Source organism: Isoptericola halotolerans, from assembly GCF_013149785.1.
Taxonomy (GTDB): domain Bacteria; phylum Actinomycetota; class Actinomycetes; order Actinomycetales; family Cellulomonadaceae; genus Isoptericola; species Isoptericola halotolerans.
Window position 1 is genome coordinate 211,345 of sequence record NZ_JABEZU010000005.1, and the last position, 24,742, is coordinate 236,086.

Annotated in this window: 21 protein-coding genes; 10 read left to right on the top strand and 11 right to left on the bottom strand. The window is 71.4% G+C overall.

From position 1 onward, the window contains the following. Positions 1-2: 2 nt before the first annotated feature. Entirely contained in the window at positions 3-1,142 is a 1,140-nt protein-coding gene (locus HDG69_RS19670) for a glycosyltransferase (RefSeq protein WP_171785181.1), read from the bottom strand. A gap of 139 nt (positions 1,143-1,281) precedes the next feature. Here HDG69_RS19670 and HDG69_RS17890 point away from each other — a divergent pair, with 139 nt between their 5' ends. After that, positions 1,282-4,470, top strand: a complete 3,189-nt coding sequence (locus HDG69_RS17890; protein ID WP_171785182.1) for a glycoside hydrolase family 9 protein — start codon at positions 1,282-1,284, stop codon at positions 4,468-4,470. Between the two features lie 57 nt (positions 4,471-4,527). Further along, a complete protein-coding gene (holA, locus tag HDG69_RS17895) occupies positions 4,528-5,553 on the top strand; it encodes a DNA polymerase III subunit delta (RefSeq protein ID WP_171785183.1) in 1,026 nt (341 codons plus the stop codon). Between the two features lie 108 nt (positions 5,554-5,661). On the opposite strand, the gene rpsT is transcribed toward holA, so the two are convergent. The 3 genes from rpsT to HDG69_RS17910 all read right to left on the bottom strand — a co-directional run bounded on the left by rpsT (position 5,662) and on the right by HDG69_RS17910 (position 8,106). Beyond that, a complete protein-coding gene (rpsT, locus tag HDG69_RS17900; protein ID WP_171785184.1) occupies positions 5,662-5,922 on the bottom strand; it encodes a 30S ribosomal protein S20 in 261 nt (86 codons plus the stop codon). Positions 5,923-6,718: 796 nt separating this feature from the next. Next, positions 6,719-7,231 carry a type II toxin-antitoxin system PemK/MazF family toxin gene (locus HDG69_RS17905; RefSeq protein WP_171785185.1) on the bottom strand — a complete coding sequence of 171 codons (513 nt, stop codon included), beginning with the start codon at positions 7,229-7,231 and terminating at the stop codon, positions 6,719-6,721. 47 nt (positions 7,232-7,278) lie between these two features. After that, complete coding sequence (locus HDG69_RS17910; RefSeq protein ID WP_171785186.1) at positions 7,279-8,106, bottom strand: DeoR/GlpR family DNA-binding transcription regulator; 828 nt, start codon at positions 8,104-8,106, stop codon at positions 7,279-7,281. 188 nt (positions 8,107-8,294) lie between these two features. On the opposite strand from HDG69_RS17910, the gene HDG69_RS17915 reads away from it, so the two are divergent. The 5 genes from HDG69_RS17915 to HDG69_RS17935 all read left to right on the top strand — a co-directional run bounded on the left by HDG69_RS17915 (position 8,295) and on the right by HDG69_RS17935 (position 13,609). After that, entirely contained in the window at positions 8,295-9,578 is a 1,284-nt protein-coding gene (locus HDG69_RS17915; RefSeq protein ID WP_171785187.1) for an ABC transporter substrate-binding protein, read from the top strand. A gap of 224 nt (positions 9,579-9,802) precedes the next feature. After that, positions 9,803-10,609: a carbohydrate ABC transporter permease gene (locus HDG69_RS17920; protein ID WP_246256768.1), complete on the top strand. Its 807-nt coding sequence runs from the start codon at positions 9,803-9,805 to the stop codon at positions 10,607-10,609. Positions 10,610-10,611: 2 nt separating this feature from the next. Further along, positions 10,612-11,493, top strand: a complete 882-nt coding sequence (locus HDG69_RS17925; RefSeq protein WP_171785188.1) for a carbohydrate ABC transporter permease — start codon at positions 10,612-10,614, stop codon at positions 11,491-11,493. Positions 11,494-11,522: 29 nt separating this feature from the next. Then, the gene (locus tag HDG69_RS17930; protein WP_171785189.1) at positions 11,523-12,392 is read left to right on the top strand and encodes a ketose-bisphosphate aldolase; all 870 of its coding nucleotides are present in this window, start codon (positions 11,523-11,525) and stop codon (positions 12,390-12,392) included. A gap of 17 nt (positions 12,393-12,409) precedes the next feature. Then, entirely contained in the window at positions 12,410-13,609 is a 1,200-nt protein-coding gene (locus HDG69_RS17935) for an ADP-dependent glucokinase/phosphofructokinase (protein WP_171785190.1), read from the top strand. A 13-nt stretch (positions 13,610-13,622) separates the two neighbouring features. On the opposite strand, the gene HDG69_RS17940 is transcribed toward HDG69_RS17935, so the two are convergent. Both HDG69_RS17940 and HDG69_RS17945 read right to left on the bottom strand, forming a co-directional pair. Next, the gene (locus HDG69_RS17940) at positions 13,623-14,411 is read right to left on the bottom strand and encodes an enoyl-CoA hydratase-related protein (protein ID WP_171785191.1); all 789 of its coding nucleotides are present in this window, start codon (positions 14,409-14,411) and stop codon (positions 13,623-13,625) included. Positions 14,412-14,532: 121 nt separating this feature from the next. Further along, on the bottom strand, positions 14,533-15,336 hold the full coding sequence (locus HDG69_RS17945; RefSeq protein ID WP_171785192.1) for a maleylpyruvate isomerase N-terminal domain-containing protein: 804 nt from the start codon (positions 15,334-15,336) through the stop codon (positions 14,533-14,535). 144 nt (positions 15,337-15,480) lie between these two features. Here HDG69_RS17945 and lepA point away from each other — a divergent pair, with 144 nt between their 5' ends. Next, complete coding sequence (lepA, locus tag HDG69_RS17950) at positions 15,481-17,379, top strand: translation elongation factor 4 (RefSeq protein ID WP_281360241.1); 1,899 nt, start codon at positions 15,481-15,483, stop codon at positions 17,377-17,379. A 1-nt stretch (position 17,380) separates the two neighbouring features. After that, positions 17,381-18,661 (top strand): radical SAM family heme chaperone HemW, encoded by a 1,281-nt coding sequence (gene hemW / locus HDG69_RS17955; protein ID WP_171785193.1) that lies wholly within the window; start codon positions 17,381-17,383, stop codon positions 18,659-18,661. Between the two features lie 37 nt (positions 18,662-18,698). Here the strand turns inward: hemW and HDG69_RS17960 are convergent, their stop codons facing one another. Together HDG69_RS17960 and HDG69_RS17965 are read right to left on the bottom strand one after the other, a co-directional pair. Continuing rightward, positions 18,699-19,127 carry a DUF4870 domain-containing protein gene (locus HDG69_RS17960; protein WP_246256769.1) on the bottom strand — a complete coding sequence of 143 codons (429 nt, stop codon included), beginning with the start codon at positions 19,125-19,127 and terminating at the stop codon, positions 18,699-18,701. 119 nt (positions 19,128-19,246) lie between these two features. Further along, entirely contained in the window at positions 19,247-19,639 is a 393-nt protein-coding gene (locus tag HDG69_RS17965) for a DUF4870 domain-containing protein (protein ID WP_171785194.1), read from the bottom strand. A gap of 123 nt (positions 19,640-19,762) precedes the next feature. On the opposite strand from HDG69_RS17965, the gene HDG69_RS17970 reads away from it, so the two are divergent. Next, positions 19,763-20,272 (top strand): DUF4282 domain-containing protein, encoded by a 510-nt coding sequence (locus HDG69_RS17970; RefSeq protein ID WP_171785195.1) that lies wholly within the window; start codon positions 19,763-19,765, stop codon positions 20,270-20,272. On the opposite strand, the gene HDG69_RS17975 is transcribed toward HDG69_RS17970, so the two are convergent. The 3 genes from HDG69_RS17975 to HDG69_RS17985 form a co-directional block, all read right to left on the bottom strand. Next, the gene (locus tag HDG69_RS17975) at positions 20,273-21,154 is read right to left on the bottom strand and encodes a DUF3097 family protein (RefSeq protein ID WP_171785196.1); all 882 of its coding nucleotides are present in this window, start codon (positions 21,152-21,154) and stop codon (positions 20,273-20,275) included. Positions 21,155-21,393: 239 nt separating this feature from the next. Beyond that, on the bottom strand, positions 21,394-24,261 hold the full coding sequence (locus tag HDG69_RS17980) for an ATP-binding protein (protein WP_171785197.1): 2,868 nt from the start codon (positions 24,259-24,261) through the stop codon (positions 21,394-21,396). Further along, positions 24,258-24,476, bottom strand: a complete 219-nt coding sequence (locus HDG69_RS17985) for a hypothetical protein (protein ID WP_171785198.1) — start codon at positions 24,474-24,476, stop codon at positions 24,258-24,260. Before HDG69_RS17985 ends, HDG69_RS17980 begins: the two co-directional genes overlap by 4 nt. Between the last annotated feature and the right edge of the window lie 266 nt (positions 24,477-24,742).

A 24,742-nucleotide genomic window follows, 5' to 3' on the forward strand; every position in this document is an offset into this window, starting at 1 on the left:
CCTCACCGCGTCAGCAGCGCGTGGAGGATGTCGAACCGCTGGTCCCAGGTCCAGGCGCCCCGTACCCAGTCGGGTCCGTCGGCACCCATCCGGCGCCGCCGGGCGGGATCGGCGAGCAGCTCGACGAGGCGGCGCGCCACGTCGTCGGGGTCCGTGCCGTCGACGACGAACCCGGTGACGCCGTCGCGCACGGCGTCGGGGGCGCCGCCGGAGCGGCCCACCACGACCGGCAGCCCGGCGGCCTGGGCCTCGAGGTAGACGATGCCGAGGCCTTCGACCTCCAGCCCGCCGCGGCGGCTGCGCGAGGGCATGGCGAACACGTCGGCGGCCGCGTAGAAGGCGGGCATCGCCGCGTGCGGGTGACCGCCGGCCATGACGACCCGGTCCGCCAGGTCGCGGTCCTGGACGAGCCGACGCAGGCGTGGCGCGTCGGGGCCGTCCCCGACGATCAGCAGCCGGGCGTCGGGGACGGCCCGCAGGACCGTCGGCAGGGCACGGACGAGCATGTCCTGCCCCTTGCGTTCCACGAGCCGTGCGGCGCACAGCACGACCGGGGCGTCGGGCGGGAAGCCGTACCGTGCGCGGACCTGCCGGCCGCCGACGGGATCGAGGTCGGCGAACGTCTCGGGGTCGACGCCGGGGGACAGGCGCACCGCGCGGGCGGCGGCCTCGGGACCGACGGCTCGTGCGAGCGTGCCGACCGTGCGGTCGGAGAGATAGGTGAGGTGGTCCGTGTCACGGCCGATGCGCCGGAGCGCGGCACGGGTGCCGGGTACGCGTGCCCACCAGAGCTCGTGCCCGTGGGTGGTGGCGACGATGCGGCGCACGCCGGTCCGACGGCGCAGCGCCGAGGCCATCAGCCCCAGCGGCGCGGCCGCCCCGAACCAGACCGAGTCGCACCCGAGCTCGTCGACGAGCCGCAGGACCTCGCGTGTCCGCGCGGGCGTGGGCAGCAGCATGCGCGTGTCGGCGCGCACCACGGGGTAGGGCAGGGTCCGGTCGAACGCCTCCTGGTCGGGGCTCGAGGAGGTGTGCACGACGATCTCGGACGGGTCGAAGCGGGAGGTCATCGCGTGGACGAACGTCTCGATGCCGCCCTGGCGAGGAGGGAAGTCGTTGGTGACGACGAGGGTCCGGGGCACCGGTCCAGGCTAGCGGGCGCGGTGCGTGCCCCCGGTGACCGCCGCGTCAGGTCCTGGGGGACGGGTTTCACGTGACGTGCCCCACACGGTAGGGTCGGGAGCGTCCAATAGATGGAAGCGCTCTCACAGAGGAGTCAGCGTGAGACCCAGACAGCAACGACGCCGTCCGGTGGTCGCCGCCGTAGCCGCCCTCGCCCTCGCGGGCACCGTGGCGCCGCTCGCGGCCCAGGCCGACGACAACGACGTCCCCAACCTCGTCTCGAACGGCACCTTCGAGCCCCCGGTGGGCAACCAGTGGTGGGGGATCGACGACGACCAGGTGTCGGACGGCGAGCTCTGCCTCGACGTGCCCGACGCCGGCGCGTTCGGCAACTTCGTCAACATCGACCTCGTGCCCGAGGGGACATACGTCCTGGGGTTCACCGCCCGCGGTGACAACGAGATCGACGGGCTGCAGGTGACGGTGCAGTCGGACGGCGCGCAGGGCGACCCGGTCTACGACGTGCAGGAGAACTTCGCGGTCGGGCCCGACGCCGAGACGCTGGAGTGGTCCTTCACTGCCAGCGGAGATGCTGAGCGGGTCCAGTTCTCGCTCGGCGGCGCCGACGCCGCGGGAACGGTCTGCCTGTCCGACGTCTACCTCTCGCCGGTCGCCGAGCTGCTCACGAACCCGAGGTTCGAGGACGGGCTCGATCCCTGGTGGGTGGCCGGCGACGTCGAGCTCGCCGAGGTGGACGGCCGGATGTGCGGTGTCGTCCCCGGAGGCGGCAACCAGTGGGACGTCATCCTCGGCCAGGGCGGGATCGAGGTCGAGGCGGGCCGCCCCTACACGGTCACGCTGACGGCGAGCGCCCAGCCCCAGGCGTCCGCGCGCGTCATCATCCCGGACCCGGGCACGGACTGGCCGCCCCTGTACTCCGCAGACGTGACGCTGCGCCCGGACGGGCAGAGCTTCTCGGAGACGTTCGAGCTCGAGGCCGGTGCCGACACCGAGGTCCAGCTGCAGATGGGTGGCAACGCCGCAGACTTCGAGGTCTGCCTGGAGCTGTTCTCGTTGACGACAGGGGGCGAGGTCGCACAGTTCGAGCACGAGACGGGACCGCGCGTGCGCGTCAACCAGCTCGGCTACCTGCCGGACGGCCCGAAGAACGCGACGCTCGTGACCGACGAGTCCGAGCCGGTCGCCTGGCAGCTGCTGGACGCCTCCGACGCCGTGGTCGCCGCCGGGACGTCGGAGCCCGCAGGGTTCGATGCCTCGGCGGGCCTCGACGTGCACCGGATCGACTTCTCCGACGTCGCGGTGAGCGGCACGGGCTTCCGCCTGGCCGCAGACGGCGAGGAGTCGTACCCGTTCGACGTCGTCGCGTCGCTCTACGAGGGCCTGCGCACCGATGCGCTCAACGTCTACTACACGCAGCGCTCGGGCATCGAGATCACGCCGATCGAGGTGGACGGCGATCTCAGGAAGACCGAGTACGTGCGACCCGCAGGCCACGTCTCCGAGTTCGGCGGCGACGACGTCAACCAGGGGGACGTCGCCGTTCCCTGTCTGCCACCCACCGGCGCGGTGAACCACGAGGGTGCGCCGCAGCTCGGGGCGGACGCCCACTACGGCCCCGACGGCTGGCTCTGCCCCGAGGGGTACACCATCGACGCGGCCGGCGGCTGGTACGACGCCGGTGACCACGGCAAGTACGTCGTGAACTCGGGAATGTCCGTCTATCAGATGCTCGCGACCTACGAGCGCTCGCTGCACGCGGGCGTCGTGGCCGAGGGCGCGCTGGGCGACTCCACCCTGGTCATCCCGGAGCGGGACAACGGCGTGCCGGACATCCTGGACGAGGCGCGCTGGAACCTCGACTGGATGCTGACGATGCAGGTGGCGGACGGCACGGAGATGACGATCGGCGGCGAGGTGGTCGACGCCGGCGGGCTGGCGCACCACAAGCTGCACGACATCGCCTGGACGGGTCTGAACACGCTGCCGCACGAGGACCCGATGCCGCGCTACGTGCACCGGCCGTCCACGGCGGCGACGCTCAACCTGGCCGCCGCGGCGGCGCAGGGTGCTCGGTTGTACGCCGAGCACGACGCGGAGTACGCCGACGAGCTGCTGGATGCCGCGCTGCGTGCCTGGGAGGCCGCGGCGGCGCACCCGGAGATCTACGCGCCCGACACGAACGACCTCGACCCGAACCCGGGAGGCGGCCCGTACGACGACGTGAACCTCGGCGACGAGTTCTACTGGGCGGCTGCCCAGCTGTTCCTCACCACGGGTGCGGACGAGTTCGCCGAGGCGGTGCAGTCCTCGGAGTACCACGTCGGTGGTGCGCAGGGGGACATCTGGGACCAGGGAGGGTTCGGCTGGCAGTTCACCGCGGCGGCCGGCCGCCTCGACCTGGCGACGGTGCCCAACAACCTGCCGGGACGGGCTGAGGTCATCGCCTCGGTGATCGAGGGGGCCGACCAGTACGTGGCCACCCAGCAGGCCGAGCCGTTCGGCCACGCCTACAACCCGGGCAACTACGAGTGGGGCTCCGCGCACAGCGTGGCCAACAACGCGGCCGTGATCGCTACCGCGTACGACCTGACGGGCGAGGACGTCTACCGTGATGCAGCGCTGGAGACGTTCGACTACCTGCTGGGCCGCAACGCCATCAACAACTCCTACATCAAGGGGTACGGGACGCACTTCTCGCAGAACATGCACAGCCGCTGGTACGCGTCGGCCGATCGGCTGCCGCCCTACCCCGACGGCAAGCTGGCCGGTGGGCCGAACTCGGGCATCCAGGACCCGGTCGCCCAGGCGAACCTGCAGGGCTGCGCCCCGCAGGCCTGCTACATCGACCACCGCGACTCGTGGTCGACGAACGAGACGACGATCAACTGGAACGCCGCCCTGACCTGGTACGCCTCCTGGGCGGCCGACATGGGCGACGGATCGCCGACCTGGGAGCCGCCGGCACCGACCTGCGAGGTGTCGTACACCCAGCACGGCACCTGGCCCGGGGGAGGGGCCAACACCCAGGTGTGGGTGACGAACCTGGGGCCAGGGTCGATCGAGGGGTGGGAGCTGACCTTCGACCTGTCGGCGACCGAGACGATCGTCAACTCCTGGAGCGCCGACGTCAGCCAGGACGGCACGTCGGTCACCGCCCGCAACCTGCCGTGGAACGCGGTGCTCGCCGCGCCGCGTGACGATCCCGGCAAGGGGAAGGGCAAGGCCAAGGGCAAGGCTGCGGTCACGTTCGGGTTCATCTCCAGCGGCGCCGACGGCACCACGCCCGAGGTGTTCCACGTCAACGGGGTGCGCTGCGCGTCGAGCTGACTGCGAACCCGCCTGCCGGACCGGTCCGATGTCCGACCGGTCTGGCAGGCTGGGCCCGTGCCAACGACCTCGTCCCGTCCCCGCCCCGCACGCCGATCGAAGCCTGCGGCGAACACCAGACCGTGGGACGACCCCACGCTCGCCCCGGTCGTCCTGGTGCGCGGTCCGGAAGGGCTGCTGGCCGAGCGCGCCGTCGACGGCGTGATCGGCCTCGCCCGCTCGCGCGATCCCGACGTCGAGCGGGTCGAGCTGGAGGCCGCCGCGTACGTCGGCGGTCAGCTCACGGTCGCGGCGAGCCCGTCGTTGTTCGGGGAGGCCAAGGTCGTCGTGGTCCGCGGCGCGGAGGCGTGCACGGAGGACCTGGTCGCGGACATGGTCGACTACGTCGCCGCCCCGGACCCCGACGGCGTGGTGGTCGTGGTCCACGGCGGGGGCAACCGGGGCAAGCGCATGCTGGACGCGATCCTCGCCTCGGGCGCACCCGTGCTCCAGTGCGACGCCATCAGCCGTGACGCGGACAAGGTGTCGTTCGTCTCGGGCGAGCTGCGGGCTGCGCGACGGCGCGCGGAACCGGCGGCTGTGCGCGCGCTCGTGGACGCGCTCGGCAACGACCTGCGTGAGCTGGCGTCGGCGTGCGCCCAGCTCGTGGCCGACACCTCGGGCACGATCGGCGAGGCCACCGTCGACCGCTACTACGGCGGTCGGGTGGAGGCGACCGGGTTCAAGGTCGCCGACGCCGCGGTCGCCGGTGACGCCGGCGCGGCGGTGGCCCTGCTGCGGCACGCCCTGGACACGGGCGCGGACCCGGTGCCGGTGGTGGCCGCGCTGGCGTTGCGCCTGCGGACGCTCGCACGCGTGGCGGCGATCCGGGGCGGGTCGACGACGGCGCGTGAGCAGGGCCTGCAGGACTGGCAGGTCCGCAACGCCCAACGGGATCTCGCGCGCTGGACACCTGAGGGGCTGGCCGCCGCGATCACGGCGGTCGCGCAGGCGGACGCCGACGTCAAGGGCGGCGGGCGGGACCCGGTCTACGCCGTCGAGAAGGCGGTCCTGACCATCGCCCGGGCACGCGCGATGCGCTGAGCGCCTGTCGAGCGCCCGGGCGCGAGGCCCGTGGCGGCGGCTGGGGCACAGCACGAGGGCGCCGCTCCCGATCCGGGAGCGGCGCCCTCGTGAGGGCTTGCGTGGGCGTCAGAGCGAGTCGACAGCCTTCGCGAGGGCCGACTTGCGGTTCGCCGCCTGGTTGGTGTGGATGACACCCTTCGAGACGGCCTTGTCGAGCTTGCGCGACGCGGTCTGCAGGGCGGCCGTCGCGGCCTCCTTGTCGCCGGCGGCGACAGCGGTGCGCACCTTGCGCACGTGCGTCTTCAGCTCCGACTTGACGGACTTGTTGCGCAGACGAGCCTTCTCGTTCGTCTTGATGCGCTTGATCTGGGACTTGATGTTTGCCACTGGTGTACTTCCTGGTGTGTTCGCCTGACGGCGAGCGGATAGGTCGTAGAGGGCGGCCGCAGCTCCGGGACTGGGGTGGGGAACCCGTGGAGAGGAGCTGTGGCTGTGTCCGCCGACCTGGGCGGACACGCAGCGCACTAGATTACCAGGTCTGATCGCGTCTGACCATCGACGCCGGGATTCCCAGGGTCGCCGGGCATCAGCATGACGAGCCAGTACATCGCCCACGACGGACGGTGGCTTCGCATCCGGTCCTGCTCCTCCGGGGTGAGCCCGACCGCCCCGGCCAGCGCGTCCGGTGGGTACGTTCCAGCGATCCGTCCTGCGAGGTGCTCGACGGCGTCGGCGAGCCCGTAGGCAGGCTCGGTGCGACCGCCGTCCTCGACGTCGACCGGCTGACATCTGTGGCCGTCTCACCGGTGTCTTGGAGCCAGCGAGTGATCTCGTGGCGGAGCATGGCGGGGCCGAGCGGCCGTTCACCGATCTCGGAGGCAAGGGTGGTGTCGCGCGGCACGGCGTAGAGCGCACGCAGCGTCCGTCTCAGCGATGCGACCTGGGTACCGCCCTCCGAGGGAAGCCCCAGGCAACCTCTCCATCATGATCACGGGCGCGCGCTCCTCGACGTCACGCCGCAGCGGCCGAGAAGCGAAGCCGGGGGCATGGGTAGCGAGCATCGTCAGACACTTCCGCTCGCGGTCGGCCTCGCCACGCTCTCGGTAGGCGTAGCGCTCGCGGACGTCGGTGTCGCTGAACGTCAGGTCGTGGGTCCAGGTGACGGACGGTGAGACGTCCACTGCTACCTGGCCCTGTGCATCGCGGTGACGACCGAGTGGAAGCGCTTGTTGTCGAGCACCGCGCCTTCGCGCCGCACCTTGGCGGGATCGACGCGGACGACGCGGTCGAGGCGCACCTCGCTCGTTCGGCCCTGGCTGTCCCAGGGGCCCGAGCCGAGGTCCATCCAGATGCGTCCGTACCGGTCCTCTCGTGCGGCGCCCCGGTCGTGGTCCTTGCTCGTCAGCTGCAGCCCGAGGAGCCACGGCCCGTCACGCCCGACGAGCAGGACAGGACGGTCCTTGCCCTGGGTGTGGTCCTCCTCGAACGGGACCCAGGTCCACACGACCTCGCCCGGGTCCGGCCTCCCGTCGAGGTGCGGCGAGTAGACGGGCCGCACCACGCCGAGGAAGTCGCCCGGGTAGTCGCCGGCCGGGGGACGGGCCGGGGACCGTCGTCCTCCCGGCCGGGGACCGAACGCGGAGCCGAGCGCCCGTGACGCGGCGCGCAGCAGTGTGGTCCAACGGGGCGTTCTCACGCGGGCAGCCTAGCCTCGGGTGGTCGTCGCGGAATCCGGCCGAACTGCTATGCCGAGGCTACCTTGACCTCGACTCCCGCTGCCGTCAGCGCGTCCCGCAGATCCGCGGGTGGGTCTGCGTCGGTGACCAGGACGTCGGCACGGTCGAGCTCGGCGACCGTGGCGAACAGGCGTCGTCCGAACTTCGACGAGTCGGCGAGTACCACGACGCGTTCGGCGCGGTCCATCATGTCGCTCATCATCGACGCCTCGGTGACGTTGCTCGTGGAGAACCCGTCGGTCACCGAGACGGCACCGACGGCGATGAACGCCAGGTCGCACCGTATGTCGATCTCCGGGCCGTCCGACCAGGCGGCGAAGCGGACCGGGCCGAACGTCGCCTGCGCGCTGGGCCGGATCGCACCCCCGAGCACGTACAGGTCCCGGTAGACGCTGGGCGACATCTCGGCCGCGATCCTCAGGTTGTTGGTCGCGACCGTCAGCTCCCGGTGGTCCGACAGTGCGCGGGCGAGCGACAAGGTGGTGGAGCCGGCGTTGATCAGCAGCGCTGCGCCGTCACGGACGAGAGAGGCCGCCAGCACGCCGATGCGCTCCTTCGCGGCGGTCCGCAGTCGCAGGCGTACCTCGACGCCGGTGTCCGGCCGTGGCACGGCACTGGTGCTGACCGCACCGCCGTGTGTGCGGACGACGACGCCGTCGGCATCGAGGGCGTCGAGGTCGCGGCGGATCGTGTCGGCCGACACGTCGAACCGTTCGGCGAGCTGCGCGACAGTGACCTCGCCCGCCTGGGCGACGAACTCGGCGAGCTCGGCCTTGCGGCCAGCCGGGAGCCGACGTGCGCCGTTGCCAGGGTCTGGCGTGGGAGAAGGGGCCATGACACACACTTAGCACACCTGTGCCGTTTTATGCGACAGGTTGCGGTGACGAGGCCCATCTCGGCGGAATCTGGTGCTGATTTGTGCTGCTACATCCCCTTGACGGCGCCAAGGCGCCGCAGTACGTTGAGCAAACACGCATGAGAACGCAGAATGTCGCATGAAGCGGCATCTCGGAAGGAGTTGTCATGAGCAACGGTGCTCAGATCAGGCGGACGCTGGTGGCCGGACTCGGGGTCTCGGCCCTGGCGGTCGTGGCCGGATGCGGCAGTGACGGTTCGGCGCAGAGCGATGGCGGCGACGTCGTCCTCGAGTTCTCCCAGTGGTGGGAGCCGGAGCTGCCGGACGGGTATTTCCGTGGGCTGATGGACCAGTTCGAGGAGGAGAACCCAGGCATCACCGTCGAGCTGCTCTCCGGTCCGTACGCCTCGACGAAGGAGCAGGTGGTCGCTGGTGCCGCGGCAGGGACGATGTCGGACGTGGTCGGTCTCGACGGCGCCTGGGTCAACGACTTCGCGGGCCAAGGGTCGATCGCCGACCTGTCGGCCGTCATGGAGGAGGTCGGCTACGACACGTCGAACCTCGCTAGCGAGGTCCAGGTCGACGGCTCGACGTACATGATCCCCGTCGTCAACTTCGTCTACCCGATGTTCACGAACGACGACCTGCTCGCGGCGGCCGGGGTCGACGGCCCGCCGCAGACTCGTGGCGAGTTCGCCGACGCCGCCGAGAAGATCTCCGCGCTGGACGAGTCCACGCACGGTTGGGTGCTGCCGCTGTCGCTCGAGGCGCCGAACGGCGTCCAGAACGACGTGATGTCGTGGGTCTGGGCGTCCGGTGGATCCATGCTGTCCGACGGGCAGCCGGCGCTGACCGGCAACCCCGACGTCGCTGACGGTGCGCAGTTCGTCAAGGACCTGTGGGATGCCGGCGTCGTGGCGCCCGGTGCCTTCACGATGAAGGAGCAGGACAAGGTCGAGGAGTTCACGAACGGCCGGGTCGGCATGATGATCGACTCGCTCGCGCACGTGAACACCCTGCGGGACTCCAACCCGGACCTGAGCTTCAGCGTCTCGGCGCTCCCGGCCGAGGACGGGTACACGGGTGAGCGGGGCATCCCCTACGCGTCGTGGGGTATCGGCATCGCCGAGAACTCCGAGCACAAGGCCGAAGCCTTCAAGCTCATCGAGTTCCTCATGAGCGAGGGCCCGAACGCCGACCTCTCCGAGGCCGCGCACGCCTTCCCGGGTAACACCGAGTCCGTGCCCGACTTCGTCGAGGGCGACGAGGTGTTCTCCGCCGCGTTCGAGATCTACCAGGACGGTTACCCGGCGAACGAGTTCGTCGGCCTGCCGGTCGCCGAACAGCTCATGCGCGACCTCGGCGAGGAGTTCCAGAAGGCTCTCGACGGCCAGCAGACGGTGGACGAGGCCCTTGCCGCGGCGCAGGAGAAGTGGGAGGCGAAGTTCTAGCTCGGCGTCGTCCTGTCCGCGATCGTGCCGGGCGTCCTGCCCGGCACGATCTCAGCCCAAGGAGAAGTCAGGTGTCAACGACGCTGAGGCCTGCGGCCGCTTCGCGGCCCGCGGGGGAACCACCGCGGGGGCGGGCGGCACGCCGCACTCCCGCGCACCAGATCCGTCGCAGGCTCACACCCTACGGATTCCTGAGCCCTACCGGGGTGCTACTCATCATCCTGATGGCTACGCCGATCATCATGGTGGTCTGGTACTCGTTCATGGACGGCGTGATCACGAGCGACAACCCGGCGTTCGTCGGTTTCGACAACTATCTGGAGGTCCTCGCCAACCCGGTGTTCTACACCGCGGTGCGGAACACCTTCGTCTTCACCGGCATCTCCGTCGTCGCTCACTTCACGATCGGGCTCGCCTTCGCGCTGATGCTCAACTCACCGCTGCTCGGCGATCGGACGAAGGGGCTGTTCCGCGCCCTCTACGTCCTGCCGTGGTTGTTCACGGTCGCGATCGTGGCCGTGCTCTGGCGGCTCCTGCTCAACCCGAACGGCGTCGTCAACTACATCTTCGGGTCGCTCGGGCTCACCGATGGGCAGACCGAGTGGCTGGCGAACCCGTCGAGCGCCCTGCTCGCCGTCACGTTCATCAACATCTGGGCCGGCTACCCGTTCTTCATGATCAGTCTGCTGGCCGGTCTGCAGGGGATACCGCGCGACCTGTACGAGGCGGCACGTGTCGACGGAGCCGGTGCCTGGCAGCAGTTCCGGAACATCACGATCCCGCAGCTGCGACCGATCATCATCTCGATGGCGTTGCTCGACCTGATCTGGACCAGCCAGCAGTTCCCCCTGATCTGGATGACGACCGGTGGCGGGCCGATCAACGCCACGGAGGTGCTGTCCACCTTCACCTACAAGCTGGCCTTCACCAGCTACGACTTCTCGCTGGCGTCGGCCGCGGCCGTGATCGTGCTGCTGCTGTCGATGGTGCTGGCGTTCTTCTACGTGCGGCACCAGAAGGGGAGGGACTGACCATGGCTGTGACGACGGCCCCCACCGGCCGCCCTGACATCGATCTGAGGACGCCACCCCCGCAACGCGGGAAGAAGGCAGCGCTGCTGGCCGCGCTCGTGGTCGGTGCGTGCTTCTCCTCGCTGCCGGTCCTGTGGATGCTCTCCAGCTCCTTCAAGCCGAACCCTGAGATCTTCGCGTCGCCACCACGGCTCGTGAGCGAGACGTTCTCCCTGGACGCCTACGTCGCGATCCTCACGGACACGGTCAAGCTGCGGTTCTTCGCCAACAGCTACATCATCGCCTTGTCCGTGACGGTGCTGACGCTGACCGTCTCCGTGCTCGCCGCCTACGCGTTCAGCCGGTACGACTTCCGGGGCAAGAAGACGATCAACGTCGTCATCATCTCCGTCCAGGCCGTGCCGCCGATCACGTTGCTCATCCCCTATTTCGGGTTGGTCGTGGCGCTCCGCCTCTACAACACGTACCCCGGTCTGATCCTCACGTACATGGTCTTCACCCTGCCGTACGCGATCATCATGATGACCGGGTACTTCAACACGTTGCCCCGCGAGCTGGACGAGGCGGTCAAGGTCGACGGTGCCGGCCCGATGACCGCGCTGTGGCGCATCCTCGTGCCGATCTCCGTGCCTGGTCTCGTCTCCGTCGGCGTCTACACGTTCATGATCGCCTGGAACGAGTTTCTCTTCGCGCTGACGCTCACACGCACGGAGGACATGAGGACCGTGCCTATCGGGATCCAGCTCCTGATGGGGCAGCACTCGTACGAGTGGAACGAGATGATGGCGATGAGCATCCTCGGATGCGTTCCCGTCCTGGTTCTCTTCCTGCTCTTCCAGCGATTCTTCATCGGTGGGATGACGGCCGGCGCCGTCAAGGTCTGATTCAACGAAACAACAGGAAAGGCATCACCATGCTTATTGACGGACGCGCGCTGCTCGACGTCGCGAACGAGAACAACTTCGCCGTACCCGCCTTCAACATCAGCGACTGGGCCATGGGCAAAGGGATCTTCGAGATCTCGGAGGAGCGCGAGGCACCACTGATCGTGGCGATCCATCCCGACGAGGTCTCGCACCTCGGCCACGACCTGTTGCCTGCGCTCATCCAGCGTGCCCACCGGTCCAGCGTGCCGGTGACGATCCACTGGGATCACGGCGGCACCTACGAGCAGGCGCTCACGGCCATCCAGATCGGCTTCACCTCGGTGATGATCGATGCGTCGCTGCTCCCGTTCGAGGAGAACGTCGCCATCACGCGTCGCGTGGTCGAGTCTGCCCACGCGGTGGGCCTCTCCGTCGAGGGAGAGCTCGGCACCATCGGCAAGCTGGACGAGCAGGCCGAGGAGGGTGTGGCCGTCTCCGAGATCACCTACACGGAGCCGGCCGAGGCGGTGGAGTTCGTGGAACGGACCGGGGTGGACAGCCTGGCGGTGGCGGTGGGCACCGCGCACGGCCTCTACCCGAAGCACGTCAAGCCTGAGCTCAGGCTCGATCTGCTCCAGCAGATCAAGGCCGCGCTCCCGATCCCGCTCGTGCTGCACGGTGGCTCCGGCAACCCTGACACGGAGATCGGCCAGGCCGTCAAGCTGGGGATCAACAAGATCAACATCTCCAGCGACATCAAGGTCGTGTACCACCACGCGATGCGTGCCGTGCTGGAGGACGCCGGCGTGCGAGAGCCCAACGCCATCCAGCCGGCATGCGTCGCAGCGATGAAGGAGGTCGCCGCGCACAAGATCGACCTGTTCGACGCCGCAGGCAAGGCCTCGCTCTACCGCTGAAGGGACAGCACCCCACTATGAGTGCACGATTCGCCCTGGGGCTCGGTGGCACGGTCGACTACGAGGTCGTCTGGGACGCGCGCGTCCTGGAGGACCTCGCGGCCGAGCACGTTGTGACCCTCGCCGACCTGGACACCGGACGCGCCATCGGCGACGAGCGTGACCTGTTGTGCACCCTCCTGGCGTTCGTGCGTGACGGTGTCGGGGGAGAGCGGTTCGTCGCCTCCTCCGACATCATCACCGGGCTTGCGCGACACCTCGAGGTGCGCGTCACCCTGGGCGGTACCTGCGTCCGTGCCGCCATGGCCATGGACGCCGTCGGACTACCAGCCACGGTGCATCTCGTGAGCATCGACGACACGGTTCGCCGGCTGCTCCCGGCCTCGACGTCGTACCTGTGCAGTGCACGCGAGGACTCGCTCGATCCTCATCTCATCGTGCAGTTCGCACAGGGGGAACGTGTCCGGCTGGCCGACGGCGAGGTCGTCGCGCCGAGGTCGAACCGGATCATCTACGTCAACGACCCGCCGAACCGGGACCTCGTGATCGACGACGCCTGGGCGGACGAGGTCGCCGTCGCCGATGTCGTGCTGGTCTCCGGCTTCAACGTCATGCAGGAGCGGGAGCTCCTCGACGATCGGCTCGCCACCGTCCGCGCCGACCTGGAGCGCGTCCCGCAGCACGGCATCGTCTACTTCGAGGATGCCGGGTACCACCTGCCGGAGTTCTCCCGACGTGTGCGTGACGTGCTCGCCCCGGTCGTCGACGTCTGGGCGATGAACGAGGACGAGCTGGAGTGGTGGCTCGGCCGAGAGGTAGACCTGCTGGACGTCGACGACGTGCGCCAGGCGTTGCAGGAGCTGGCCGTCGCGGTGCCAGCACGTGTGCGCGTGCTGCACACGAAGAGCTGGGCGTTGGCGCACGGCCCGGGAGCGGGCCGGTTCCGGGAGTCGTTGCGCAGCGGGATCGTCATGGGCGCCACCCGGTACCTGGTCGGGGACGCGTTCTCGGCCCCCGACCTCGCGACGATGTGTGCCCGGCCCTGCGACCCGGTCGCTGTCGCTTTCTCGCAGGGCCTGACGGACGTGGTGCCCGACGTCGTCTGCGAGCCAGGCTACGACGTGGTCGCTGCGCGTCCGACGACGATCGGTCTCGGCGACACGTTCGTCGGCGGGTTCCTCACGGGGCTGGCCGGGAGCGACGCGGTTCGCCGCTGACGGCGACGTCGGCTCACCGTCCGTCGAACGACGGCTTCCGGTGCGCCAGGAACGCCTCGACGGCCTCACGGTGGTCCGCGCTGCGCCCGAGGGCGTCCTGCTCCGCGGCCTCGGCAGCGAGGGTCTTGGACAACGGACGGGTGGTGGCCGCCGCGACGAGACGTTTGGACGCCGCGTGGGCGAGGGGCGGGCCGGCCGCCAGCCGTGCGGCGAGCTCCTGCGCCGTCGGCAGCACGTCGTCGGCGGGCACCACGCGTCCCGCGACTCCCCACGCCACCGCGCTCGCGGCGTCGAAGGTCTCCCCGAGCAGGACGAGCTCCCGAGCGCGGGCCGCGCCGACCGCCCAGGTCAGGGTGGCGGACAGCCCGGTGTCGAAGGTCAGGCCGACACCGCCGAACGCCGTGCCGAGCACCGCGTCGTCCGCGAACACCCGCAGGTCGCACGCCAGGGCGATCCCGAGCCCGGCGCCGACGCACGCCCCGTGCACCGCTGCGACCACCGGCTGGGGCATCGTGGTGAGGGTCTGCGCGAGGGGGTTGTAGTGCTGCTCGACCGTCCGCTGGGTCGCCCACGCCCCCGACTCGAGGGACTGCACGTGCTCGCGCAGGTCCTGGCCGACGCAGAACGCGGGCCCCGCTCCCGCGAGGACGACGGCCCGGACCTCGGGGTCGGCCGCGATCTCGCGCAGAGCACCGAGCAGCTCTTCCTTGAGCGCCAGGTCGAGGGCGTTGCGGGCCTCGGGGCGGCGCAGCGTGAGCGTCGCGACGGCGTCCTCGCGCTCGACGGTGACGGTGGGTGGCACGGGCTCTCCTCACGGCGGGGCACGACGGCGGGCGGGGCGGCCCGGTGAGCCAGTCAAGCAGCGGCCGGGCACCCGGGCGAGCGAGACGCCGTCTCCGCCGATCGAGCGCCGTCGTGCCGGCTCACGGGACGATCCGGCCCGCCAGCGCGTCGTCGAGCGCCCCGCGGTCTCCGGTGATCTGCGCGTCCACCTCGTCCGGAGCGAGCCGCCCCCACAGGACCAGCGCCAGGTCCCGCGCGGTGGCGCGGAGGACGACGTCCGGAGAGTCCGCAGGGGCGTCGTGCTGCCGGTCGACGCCGTCGGCCGTGCCGAGCACCCAGGACCATCCGACGTCGAAGGCCTCGAGCCCGACGGCGGCGCGCAGCGGTGCAGCCCGTCCGAGCCGCACCTGGCGCGGGGCGAACAGCCGCACGACCTCGTCGACGGCGTCGGCCCAGACGTCCGCGGGCACGTCGAGCGGTGCGGTGTCGGCAACGGCTGCACCCGAGCCGAGCCGGGCGGCGCGCAGGTCGTGCAGGTGGACGAGTGTCTCGTGGGCCTGCCGGCGTCGCCAGAACGACGCCGGGCCGTTGCCGAGCAGCGTCCACGATGAGGCGTCCGGCCCCAGCGCGGCCAGCGTGTCGCGGATCTCGGCCGCCTGCGTCGCGTAGAAGGGCGCGAGGTCGAACGGTCCGCGGCCGAGCGGGGTCTCCTGCCGCCGGCGTGCCTGGCCGGCGGCCCAGTGGTGGATGCGCCCGAGGTGGGTGACGAGGTTCCGGACCCGCCACCGCCGGCACGCGGGGACCGGGGCGTTCGGGTCGGCGCCGTCGATGCCGGCCTGGAACGCGTCCTGCAGCCCCGCCAGCACCGTGAGGTGGTCGAGGTCGGGTCCGGCCCCGGTCCGGAGGCCTGAGACGGGGTCGACGACAGGTGCGGGCGTGGCCATGGCGTCACCGTAGGCGGCGGGGGTGGGCGGCGAGAAGGTGCCGGTCTGCCAGGTGTCGTCGAGGTGCTGCCGTCCGAGGTGGGCGAGGCATGGGAGAATGAGCGCGCCCATCCCGACCGGCCCCGACTGACGGAGCGAGACGCGTTGCCCATCCCGTCCCCCGCGCTGAGCGAGCGCATCCAGCCCAACGCCACCGCGCCCGAGCTGATCCGCAACTTCTGCATCATCGCGCACATCGACCACGGCAAGTCGACGCTCGCGGACCGCATGCTGCAGCTCACCGGCGTCGTCAAGGCGCGTGACGCCCGTGCGCAGTACCTCGATCGGATGGACATCGAGCGCGAGCGTGGCATCACCATCAAGTCGCAGGCCGTGCGCATGCCGTGGGCAGTGGCCGACGGCGCGGCCGACGACGCGGTGCTGACCCCGTACGCGCTCAACATGATCGACACCCCCGGGCACGTCGACTTCACCTACGAGGTCTCGCGCTCGCTCGCGGCCTGCGAGGGCGCGGTCCTCCTGGTCGACGCCGCGCAGGGCATCGAGGCGCAGACCCTCGCCAACCTCTACCTGGCGATGGAGAACGACCTGGAGATCGTCCCGGTCCTGAACAAGATCGACCTCCCGGCCGCCCAGCCGGAGAAGTACGCCGAGGAGCTGGCCAACCTCGTCGGCGGCGACCCCGCGGACGTGCTCAAGGTCTCCGGCAAGACGGGTGTGGGTGTCGAGGCGTTGCTGGACCGCATCGTCGCGCGGGTCCCTGCTCCCGTCGGTGACCCGGACGCCCCGGCCCGGGCCATGATCTTCGACTCCGTCTACGACACCTACCGCGGAGTGGTCACCTATGTCCGCGCGGTCGACGGCGACCTCAACCCGCGCGAGCGCATCCAGATGATGTCGACCCGGGCCACGCACGAGCTGCTCGAGATCGGCGTCATCTCGCCCGAGCCGATCAAGACCAACGGGCTCGGTGTCGGTGAGGTCGGGTATCTCATCACGGGCGTGAAGGACGTGCGCCAGTCGAAGGTGGGTGACACGGTCACCACCGTGAGCACGCCGGCCACCGAAGCGCTCGGCGGCTACGACGAGCCCCGGCCGATGGTCTTCTCGGGGCTGTACCCGGTGGACGGTTCCGACTACCCGACGCTGCGCGACGCGCTCGACAAGCTGAAGCTCAACGACGCGGCGCTGAACTACGAGCCGGAGACCTCCGTCGCTCTCGGCTTCGGCTTCCGTGTCGGGTTCCTCGGGCTGCTGCACCTGGAGATCGTGCGCGAGCGCCTGGAGCGGGAGTTCGACCTCGACCTGATCTCGACCGCGCCGAACGTCGTCTACGACGTCACGCTGGAGGACGGCACCGAGGTCAAGGTGACGAACCCGTCGGAGTTCCCGGGCGGCAAGATCAAGGAGGTCCGCGAGCCCGTCGTCAAGGCCACCGTGCTGGCGCCGAGCGAGTTCGTGGGCACGGTGATGGGTCTGTGCACCGACCGCCGCGGCACCATGCAGGGCATGGACTACCTGTCCGAGGACCGGGTCGAGCTGCGCTACACGCTGCCCCTGGCGGAGATCGTCTTCGACTTCTTCGACGCCCTGAAGTCCCGCACGCGGGGGTACGCCTCCCTGGACTACGAGCCCGTCGGCGACCAGGCGGCCGACCTCGTCAAGGTGGACATCCTGCTCCAGGGTGACCAGGTCGACGCGTTCAGCGCCATCGTGCACCGCGACGCCGCCTACGAGTACGGCGTGCGGATGACCGCGAAGCTCAAGGAGATCATCCCCCGCCAGCAGTTCGAGGTGCCGATCCAGGCGGCCGTCGGCGCCCGGGTGATCGCCCGCGAGACGGTGCGCGCGATCCGCAAGGACGTGCTCGCCAAGTGCTACGGCGGCGACATCTCCCGTAAGCGCAAGCTGCTCGAGAAGCAGAAGGAGGGCAAGAAGCGCATGAAGAACATCGGGTCGGTCGAGGTCCCGAAGGACGCCTTCATCACGGCGCTGTCCTCCGACGCCGGGGGCGGCAAGGAGACGAAGGACAAGAAGAAGTAGCGTGCCCGCCCTCCCTGACGGCGAACCGGTCCCGGCGGACGGCACCCTGCCGGCCTTCGTCGGCGATGGTGGTCCGTCCGACGGTGCCGAGCCGTCGCGCTCGCGGTTCGGCGTGTACGTCCACGTGCCGTTCTGCTCGGTGCGGTGCGGATACTGCGACTTCAACACCTACACGGCCTCGGAGCTCGGCGGTGGGGCCTCGCAGATGGCCTACGCGACGACGGCGCTGCGCGAGGTCGAGCTCGCCGCCCGCGTCCTGGACGACGCGGGCGTGGGCGGCCGGCCGGTCTCGACGGTGTTCTTCGGGGGAGGCACCCCCACCATGCTGCCGGCCACGGACCTCGCCCGGATCCTGACCGGTGTGCGTGAGGCGTGGGGGCTGACGCCCGGTGCTGAGGTCTCCACCGAGGCGAACCCCGACTCGGTCACGCCCGAGTCCCTGGGCGTGCTTGCCGAGGCAGGTTTTACCCGCGTGTCGTTCGGGATGCAGTCCGCGGTGCCGCACGTGCTGGCCACGCTGGAGCGCACGCACGACCCGGCACGCATCCCCGACGTCGTGCGCTGGGCGGGGGAGGCAGGCCTGGACGTCTCGCTCGACCTCATCTACGGCACGCCGGGGGAGTCGCTGGAGGACTGGCGCGCCTCGGTCGAGACCGCGCTGGCCACGGGCGTCGACCATGTCTCGGCCTATGCGCTCGTCGTCGAGGCCGGCACGAAGATGGCTGCCCAGGTGCGGCGCGGGCAGGTGCTGCTGCCGGACGAGGACGACCAGGCGGCCAAGTACGAGCTCGCCGACGACCTGCTCACGGAAGCCGGACTGGGCTGGTACGAGGTGAGCAACTGGTCGCGAGGGCCCGAGCACGCCTGCCGGCACAACCTCGCCTACTGGCGCGGTGACGACTGGTGGGGGGTCGGACCGGGCGCCCACTCCTTCGTCGGGGCGGCGCGAGCCGACGGTTCGTCCGACGGCCCGGCCGGTGTGCGCTGGTGGAACGTCAAGCACCCGCGGCGGTACGCGGCCCTGCTCGAGTCGGGATCCTCGCCCGGTGCCGGACGTGAGGTCCTCACCGCGGACGAGGCGTACCTGGAACGGGTGATGCTCGGTGTGAGGCTGTCCGACGGACTGGACCTGGCCGTCCTGCGCCCTGCCGGCCGGCGAGCGGTCGCGGGACTGGTGGCCACCGGTCTGCTCGATGGCCGGACCGCGGTCACGGGACGTGCGGTGCTCACCCGCAGGGGACGCCTGCTCGCGGACGCCGTCGTCCGCGAGCTGACGGAGTGAGCGAGGGGGCCCCGGACGGGACCCCCTCGCTCCGCTGTCACTTGACGAACGTGATCTTGAACGGGTAGCGGTACCACTCGTCCCGCGAGGCGGCTACCGCGCCGAGGATGCCGAAGATGACCGCGCAGGCCCACGCGGCGAAGAGGATCAGGCTGCCGATGAAGATCCAGATGGTCACCCATCCCACGACGTGCGCGATGAGCAGCGTGAGCTGGAAGTTCAGCGCTTCCTTGCCCTGGTCGTCGAGGCGCTGGCTGCGCTCGCGGAAGATCAGCCAGATGATCAGCGGCGCGATGAAACCGAGCACGATCCCACCGGCGTGCGCCAGGATCGACCAGGTCCTCTCGTCCGCGGGAGAGACGGGAGCCGGCGGGTACGGGCCGGCGGGCTGCTGGGGCGGGGGCTGCGCACCGGGCTGCTGGGCGGGCTGCTGCGGTTCCTGGGGGTCGGGGGTCGTGTCAGTCAACGAGGGACTCCGTGTGGTCGGGTCGGTCAGGATGCCGGACGCACGCTATCGGTGACCTGCCGTCACCCGCGCCCGACGTGACCAGGGAATGGGAAATTTCACCCGCTGTGCCACCGGGGTCACCGCACCAGACGCAGGGCGACCGGGTAGCGGTACGCCTCGTCGCGGTTGACCGTGACCGCCGCGACGATCGCCAGGGCGAGGGCGGTGATCCAGGCGGCGAGGAGCACGAGCCAGCCGATGAGGACGTTCGTCAGCAACCAGCCGACCAGGCTGACGAGGAGCAGGGTGATCTGGAAGTTCAGCGCCTCCTTGGCCTGGTCGGCCACGAAGGCGCTGCGGTCGCGCAGCACGAGCCAGATGACAAGCGGTGCCAGGAAGCCGACCGTCCCCGCGCTCAGCGCCAGCAGGACCAAGGGGCCGATGTGGGCGAGGATCGCCCAGGTCCGCTCGTCGGACCGCGACAGCGGGCGGGGCCCGTAGGGCTGGTCGGGCGGGGGGACCTGGGTCATGCCCTCATCGTGGCAGAGTCTGCGCCCGCTCCCCTGCCGGCCGCGCCGTCGGCCCGTTCCGGTGGCGCGGGGCGAGGAGTGGGCCGACAGTGGTGACGGTTGGTCCACCCACCAGGAGGAATGATGAGCGAGAACACTCCCACGCCCCCCGGACAGCCGGGGGACCCGTACGGTCAGCAACCGCCTCAGCAGCCCCCGGGGCGGCCGCAGCAGCCGTACCAGCAGCCCGAGCAGCCGTACCAGCAGCCGATCGGGGAGCGCCCCGTCGGCGAGGAACCGTTCTACGCCGGAGCGGCGTCGTCGGCGGCGGACGTGGCGCGCAACGACACCAAGGGCTTCTTCGGGGCGCTGTTCGACTACTCGTTCACGAACTACGTGACGCCGAAGGTCGTCAAGATCATCTACATCATCGTGACGATCCTCATCGCCTTCTGGTGGCTCATCGCGCTGATCGCCTCGTTCGTCACGCTCTTCTCCGACCAGTGGTACCTCGGGCTGATCGGCATCCTGTTCGGCTGGATCGTCGCGCTGGTCTACCTGGCGCTGTGGCGCATCGGCCTGGAGTTCGTCCAGGCCATCGTGTCGATCTCCGAGAAGGTCAACCTGTACGCCCGCCGCGACGGGATCATGTGATCACGCCGTCACGAAGTCGATGAGCTCCTCGACCCGGCCCAGCAGGGCCGGGTCGAGGTCTCGGAAGTCCCGCACGGTCCCCAGGATGCGCTGCCAGGCGCGACCCACGTCGGCCGGCCCCGCGGCGGGCCAGCCGAGCTCGCGCAGGATGCCGATCTTCCACTCGGTCCCGCGGTCGATCGTCGGCCAGCTCTCGAGCCCGACACGGGCCGGCTTCACGGCCTGCCACACGTCGACGTAGGGGTGGCCCAGCACCAGCACCGTGCCGTCAGGCACGCCCCGCAGGGCTGCCGTCGCGAGCCGCTGCTCCTTCGAGCCCGGCACGAGGTGGTCGACGAGCACGCCCACACGGCGCTCCGGGGAGGGTGCGAACTCGGCGAGCGCCTCGGCGAGGTTGTCCACGCCGTCGAGCATCTCGACGACCACCCCCTCGACGCGCAGGTCGTCACCCCACACCTTCTCGACGAGCTCGGCGTCGTGCTTGCCCTCCACCCAGATGCGCGATCCTCGCGCCACCCGTGCGCGCGCCCCGCGTACGGCCACGGACCCCGACGCCGTCCGCGTGGGTGCGGCCGGAGCCCGGGACGTCACGGGCGCCGTGAGCTCGACGGGCTGCCCGTCGACCCAGAACCCGGGCCCCAGGGGGAAGGAGCGGGTCCGTCCCTGCCGGTCCTCGAGCACGACCAGGTGCATGCCGCCCGACTTCTCGACGCGGACGACTGCGCCGACCCAGCCCGTCTGCACCTCTTCGACCACCAGGCCACGCTCGGCCGGCCGTGGCTGCGAGGTCGGACGTCGCCGGTGGTGGGCGGAGCCGTCCGGTGCGCCCGGTGAGCGGGTCGAGGCGGCGGCGAGGACGTCGTTTCCGTAGCGGTCGTGCACGCGGGCGAGCGTAGGCGGCGCCGGTGCCTGCGGCGATGACCGACACCCCGGCCCCGCGAAGTAGTACCTCCGGTCGTGGGGGGGGGGGCGGGGGGGGGGGGCCCCCCCCCCCCCGGGGGGGGGGGGGGGGGGGGGGGGGGGGGGGGGGCCCCCGCCCCCCCCCCCCCCCCCCCCCCCCCCCCCCCCCCGCGGGGGGGGGGGCCCCCCCCCCCCCGCCCCCCCCCCCACGACCGGAGGTACTACTTCGCGGTGGGGCCGGTGGGGGTCGAGGTGCGGACCAGGACGGCCGCCTCGGTCCGTGAGGCCGCGCCGAGCTTGCGCAGGATGGCCGAGACGTGCACCGAGGCAGTCTTGCGCGAGATGAAGAGCCTCTCGGCGACCTGCCCGTTGGTCAGGCCGTCCGCCACGAGATCCAGCACCTGGCGCTCGCGGTCGGTGAGGCTCCCGAGGCCCGACGGCGGTGCGTCGTTCCGCCTCGTGGGGCCGGTGTCGGACGGGCGGGCCGCCAGACCGGCGTCGTCCAGCAGGGAACCGGCGTGGTCGACCACGTACCCCGCGCCGATGTCCCGGCCGGCCTCGACCGCGCCCGTGAGCAGCTCTCGCGCGGCCTGCCTGTCCCCGGCGTCGAGCCGCGCCTGACCGTCGCGCCACAGGGCGTACGGGCGCAGGTGGGCCGGTGCGCCGTCGTCGAGCCCGAGGTCCGCGACGGCCGACCACGGTGCGTGGCCGAGCTCGGCCTCGAAGACCGACGACCACACCGGGTACGTGGGCCAGAACGAGGCGGCGTCGAGGGCGGCGCTGAACGGCGCGACGTCCACGTCCCGGCCCGCCCCGCGGGCGCGGGCGAGCGCACGGGCCGCGACGGCGAGCACGGGCAGGGCGTACGCGCCGTGCAGGAGCTCGGGATCGGTCGCCGGGGCGACGAGGTCGAGAGCGTCGTCGAGGTCGTCGCGGGCGAGCGCCAGCTCGGCGAGAGTCCCGCGGACCCGCGAGCGCACCTGTACCTCGAGCCGCTCGTGGCGCAGCCACACCCCGCGGTGGCGGCGCGCCATCGACTCCGCGGCGGCCGTGCCCCCGCGCCAGAGGGTGAGCCACGTCCAGCGTTCGGCGAGGTAGACGGCGTAGGTGCTCGGCTCGACCACGGTGGTCGCGTGCTCGTACCAGGCGTTCGCCTCGTCCCAGCGACCGAGCCCGATGAGGGCCTCGGTGACGTTGCCCTCGAGCATCGCGAAGCTCACCCGGCCGGCTCCGCGCTCGCGCGCCCGGTCGGCACCCTCGCGGGCGATGTCACGCGCCTCGGCGAAGCGGCCGAGCTTGATCCGCGTGTCCGAGGCGTTGGTGAAGTAGCGCGACAGGGGTGACCAGTCGTCCCCGGCGAGCCGGCGCGCCTCCTCGAGGTCGTCGATCGCGTCGAGGTCGCCGAGGGCGATCCTGGCCAGGGCGCGGGCGTTGACCAGGGAGGAGTGCGTCGAGGTGTCGCCGATCGCCCGCGCGGCCTCGATCCCGGCGTCGGCGGTGGCCACGGCCTCCTCGTTGCGGCCGGCGAGCATCTCGGTCCGGGCCTGCATGCGCAGCAGCGGGACCCGGGCGGCGGGCTCGTCGGGCGCGGTCTCGAGGGCCTCGCGCAACAGCACCAGGCCCGACGGGCTCCCGGTGCGCAGGGTGTGCACGGCGGCGAGCCCGAGCGCACGGGCCCGACCGCCCGGGTCGTCCGCGGGCCACTCGGCGTGCGCCTGCCGGGCCAGGGCGACCGCACGGCTCAGTCGGGTGGCGTCCTTCTGCTTGTCGGCGACGCGGAGCAGCAGCTCGTGGTGCGTGGTCCCCGAGACGGCCTCGGCGTCCGGCACCATGTCCCACAGCTCCAGCGCGCGCTCGCCGAGCGCCATCGCCGTCGACGTGGCGGCGTCGTACCCGGCGGCCTGCGCGCCCCGGACGGCGGCCGCCAGCGCGCGGTCCGGCACCCGTGCCCGCCACCAGTGGTCGGCGATCTCGGCCAGCCGGGGCACGGTGGCGGTCTGGACCGCGAGCGCCTCGGCATACGCCGCGTGCAGGCGGCGGCGCTCGGTCGGCAGCAGCTCGTCGTCGATCGCCTCACGCATGAGCGCGTGGCGGAACCGGTAGCCGTCGCGCTCAGCGACCAGGACGAGGGCGTCGACGGCTTCCCTCGCGGCGGGCTCGGCGGCGGTGAGCGCCTCGTCGCCGAGGACGGCCGCCAGGACGTCGTGGGCGGCCCGTGCCCCGGCGACGGAGACGAGCCGGCAGAACTCCTGGGCCGAGGCGGAGAGCTGGGAGTAGCGCAGCAGCATCACGTCGCGCAGGGTGCTCGGCATCTCCCGCCCGGCGCAGGAGGCGAGCTCCTCGACGTAGAACGGCACACCCTCGGAGCGCTCGACGAGGTCGGCCAGCCCGGCGGCGTCGAGCGCCGCGGACCGGCCGTCGTCGAGCACCGACCCGGCGAGCGTCGCGACCTCGGCGGCGCCGAGCCGCGGCACGTCGACGCGGGTGACGAGACGGGCGCGGTCGAGCTCGGCGAGGGTGCTGCGCAACGGATGACGGCGGTCGGTCTCGTCGGTGCGGTAGGTGGCCACGACGCACAGCGCCGTGTCGCGGGCCGATCTCGCCAGGCGTGCGACGACGGAGCGGGTGACGTCGTCGGACCAGTGCAGGTCCTCGAGCACCACCAGGACCGGTCGCTCGCCGGCGAGCGTCGTCAGCAGGTCGGTCAGCACGTCCGGGGCGCGCCCGCCGTCGACGTCCGGGCGCACGTCGACGAGGCCCGGCAGGATCACACCGAGGGCATCGGCGGCGGGTCCCGCCGCGGCGAGCGCGTCGGCGCGGCCGACGGCGTCGACGATCCCGCGCAGCACGCCGTCGACCCCAGCGTAGGGCACCGGGGCCGAACCCGAGTCCGCGCACTGACCCGTCAGCACGAGCGTGCCGTCCGGCACGCCGGCCAGCAGCTCGGTGACCAGCCGTGTCTTGCCGATCCCTGCCTCGCCCGCCACGACGACGACCGAACCGGCTCCGGCGAGTGCCGTGGACAGTGCGTCGCGCAGCGTCGCGAGCTCGGCGGCGCGACCGACCAGCCGCGAACGTCCTTGGGTCATGCCGACATCGTGCCAGGTCGCGGTGGTCGTGCCGACCGGCCCGGTGCGAGGCGCCAGGGCAGCCTCCGAGACCGCCGCCGGGTGGCCCGCTCCGGGGGCACGTCGTCGCGGGACGCCCGGTCGGCGAGGCGCTCGCGGGCCCGGCGGACCTGTTCGACGCGACGGACCAGCTCGGCCTCGCGGACCTGGTGCTCGGTGAGGTGGTCGAGATGCATGGTGGGCCTCCGTGAGCCTCGTCGACCGGGCCGGGCGGCCCGTCGGCACCAACCCTCGTCCGCTGAGGCACCGGCGCGGATCGGTCAGGTGCCCGGTCCTGGGACGTCTGTGGCAGCGCGGACGGCTCTGAGGTACCTCAGCGTGCGGCGGGAGCGGGTCGGGGTGGAGTGCGCGAGGACGCGTAGGATGGCACTCAGCGATCGAGAGTGCTAAGCCTTCGGGGCGGGGGACGCCCCGGTGGGCGGCACGGCCGGGTGCTCGGCGG

Excerpts from the sequence above, each read along its gene's own strand:
- HDG69_RS17945 (WP_171785192.1), bottom strand. The coding sequence starts at position 15,336 with ATGGCCACGCCCGCACCTGTCGTCGACCCCGTCTCAGGCCTCCGGACC.
- HDG69_RS17970 (WP_171785195.1), top strand. The coding sequence starts at position 19,763 with ATGAGCGAGAACACTCCCACGCCCCCCGGACAGCCGGGGGACCCGTAC.
- HDG69_RS17925 (WP_171785188.1), top strand. The coding sequence starts at position 10,612 with ATGGCTGTGACGACGGCCCCCACCGGCCGCCCTGACATCGATCTGAGG.
- HDG69_RS17965 (WP_171785194.1), bottom strand. The coding sequence starts at position 19,639 with ATGACCCAGGTCCCCCCGCCCGACCAGCCCTACGGGCCCCGCCCGCTG.
- HDG69_RS17930 (WP_171785189.1), top strand. The coding sequence starts at position 11,523 with ATGCTTATTGACGGACGCGCGCTGCTCGACGTCGCGAACGAGAACAAC.
- HDG69_RS17920 (WP_246256768.1), top strand. The coding sequence starts at position 9,803 with ATGGCTACGCCGATCATCATGGTGGTCTGGTACTCGTTCATGGACGGC.
- HDG69_RS17915 (WP_171785187.1), top strand. The coding sequence starts at position 8,295 with ATGAGCAACGGTGCTCAGATCAGGCGGACGCTGGTGGCCGGACTCGGG.
- HDG69_RS17980 (WP_171785197.1), bottom strand. The coding sequence starts at position 24,261 with ATGACCCAAGGACGTTCGCGGCTGGTCGGTCGCGCCGCCGAGCTCGCG.
- HDG69_RS17910 (WP_171785186.1), bottom strand. The coding sequence starts at position 8,106 with ATGGCCCCTTCTCCCACGCCAGACCCTGGCAACGGCGCACGTCGGCTC.
- HDG69_RS17935 (WP_171785190.1), top strand. The coding sequence starts at position 12,410 with ATGAGTGCACGATTCGCCCTGGGGCTCGGTGGCACGGTCGACTACGAG.
- HDG69_RS17985 (WP_171785198.1), bottom strand. The coding sequence starts at position 24,476 with ATGCATCTCGACCACCTCACCGAGCACCAGGTCCGCGAGGCCGAGCTG.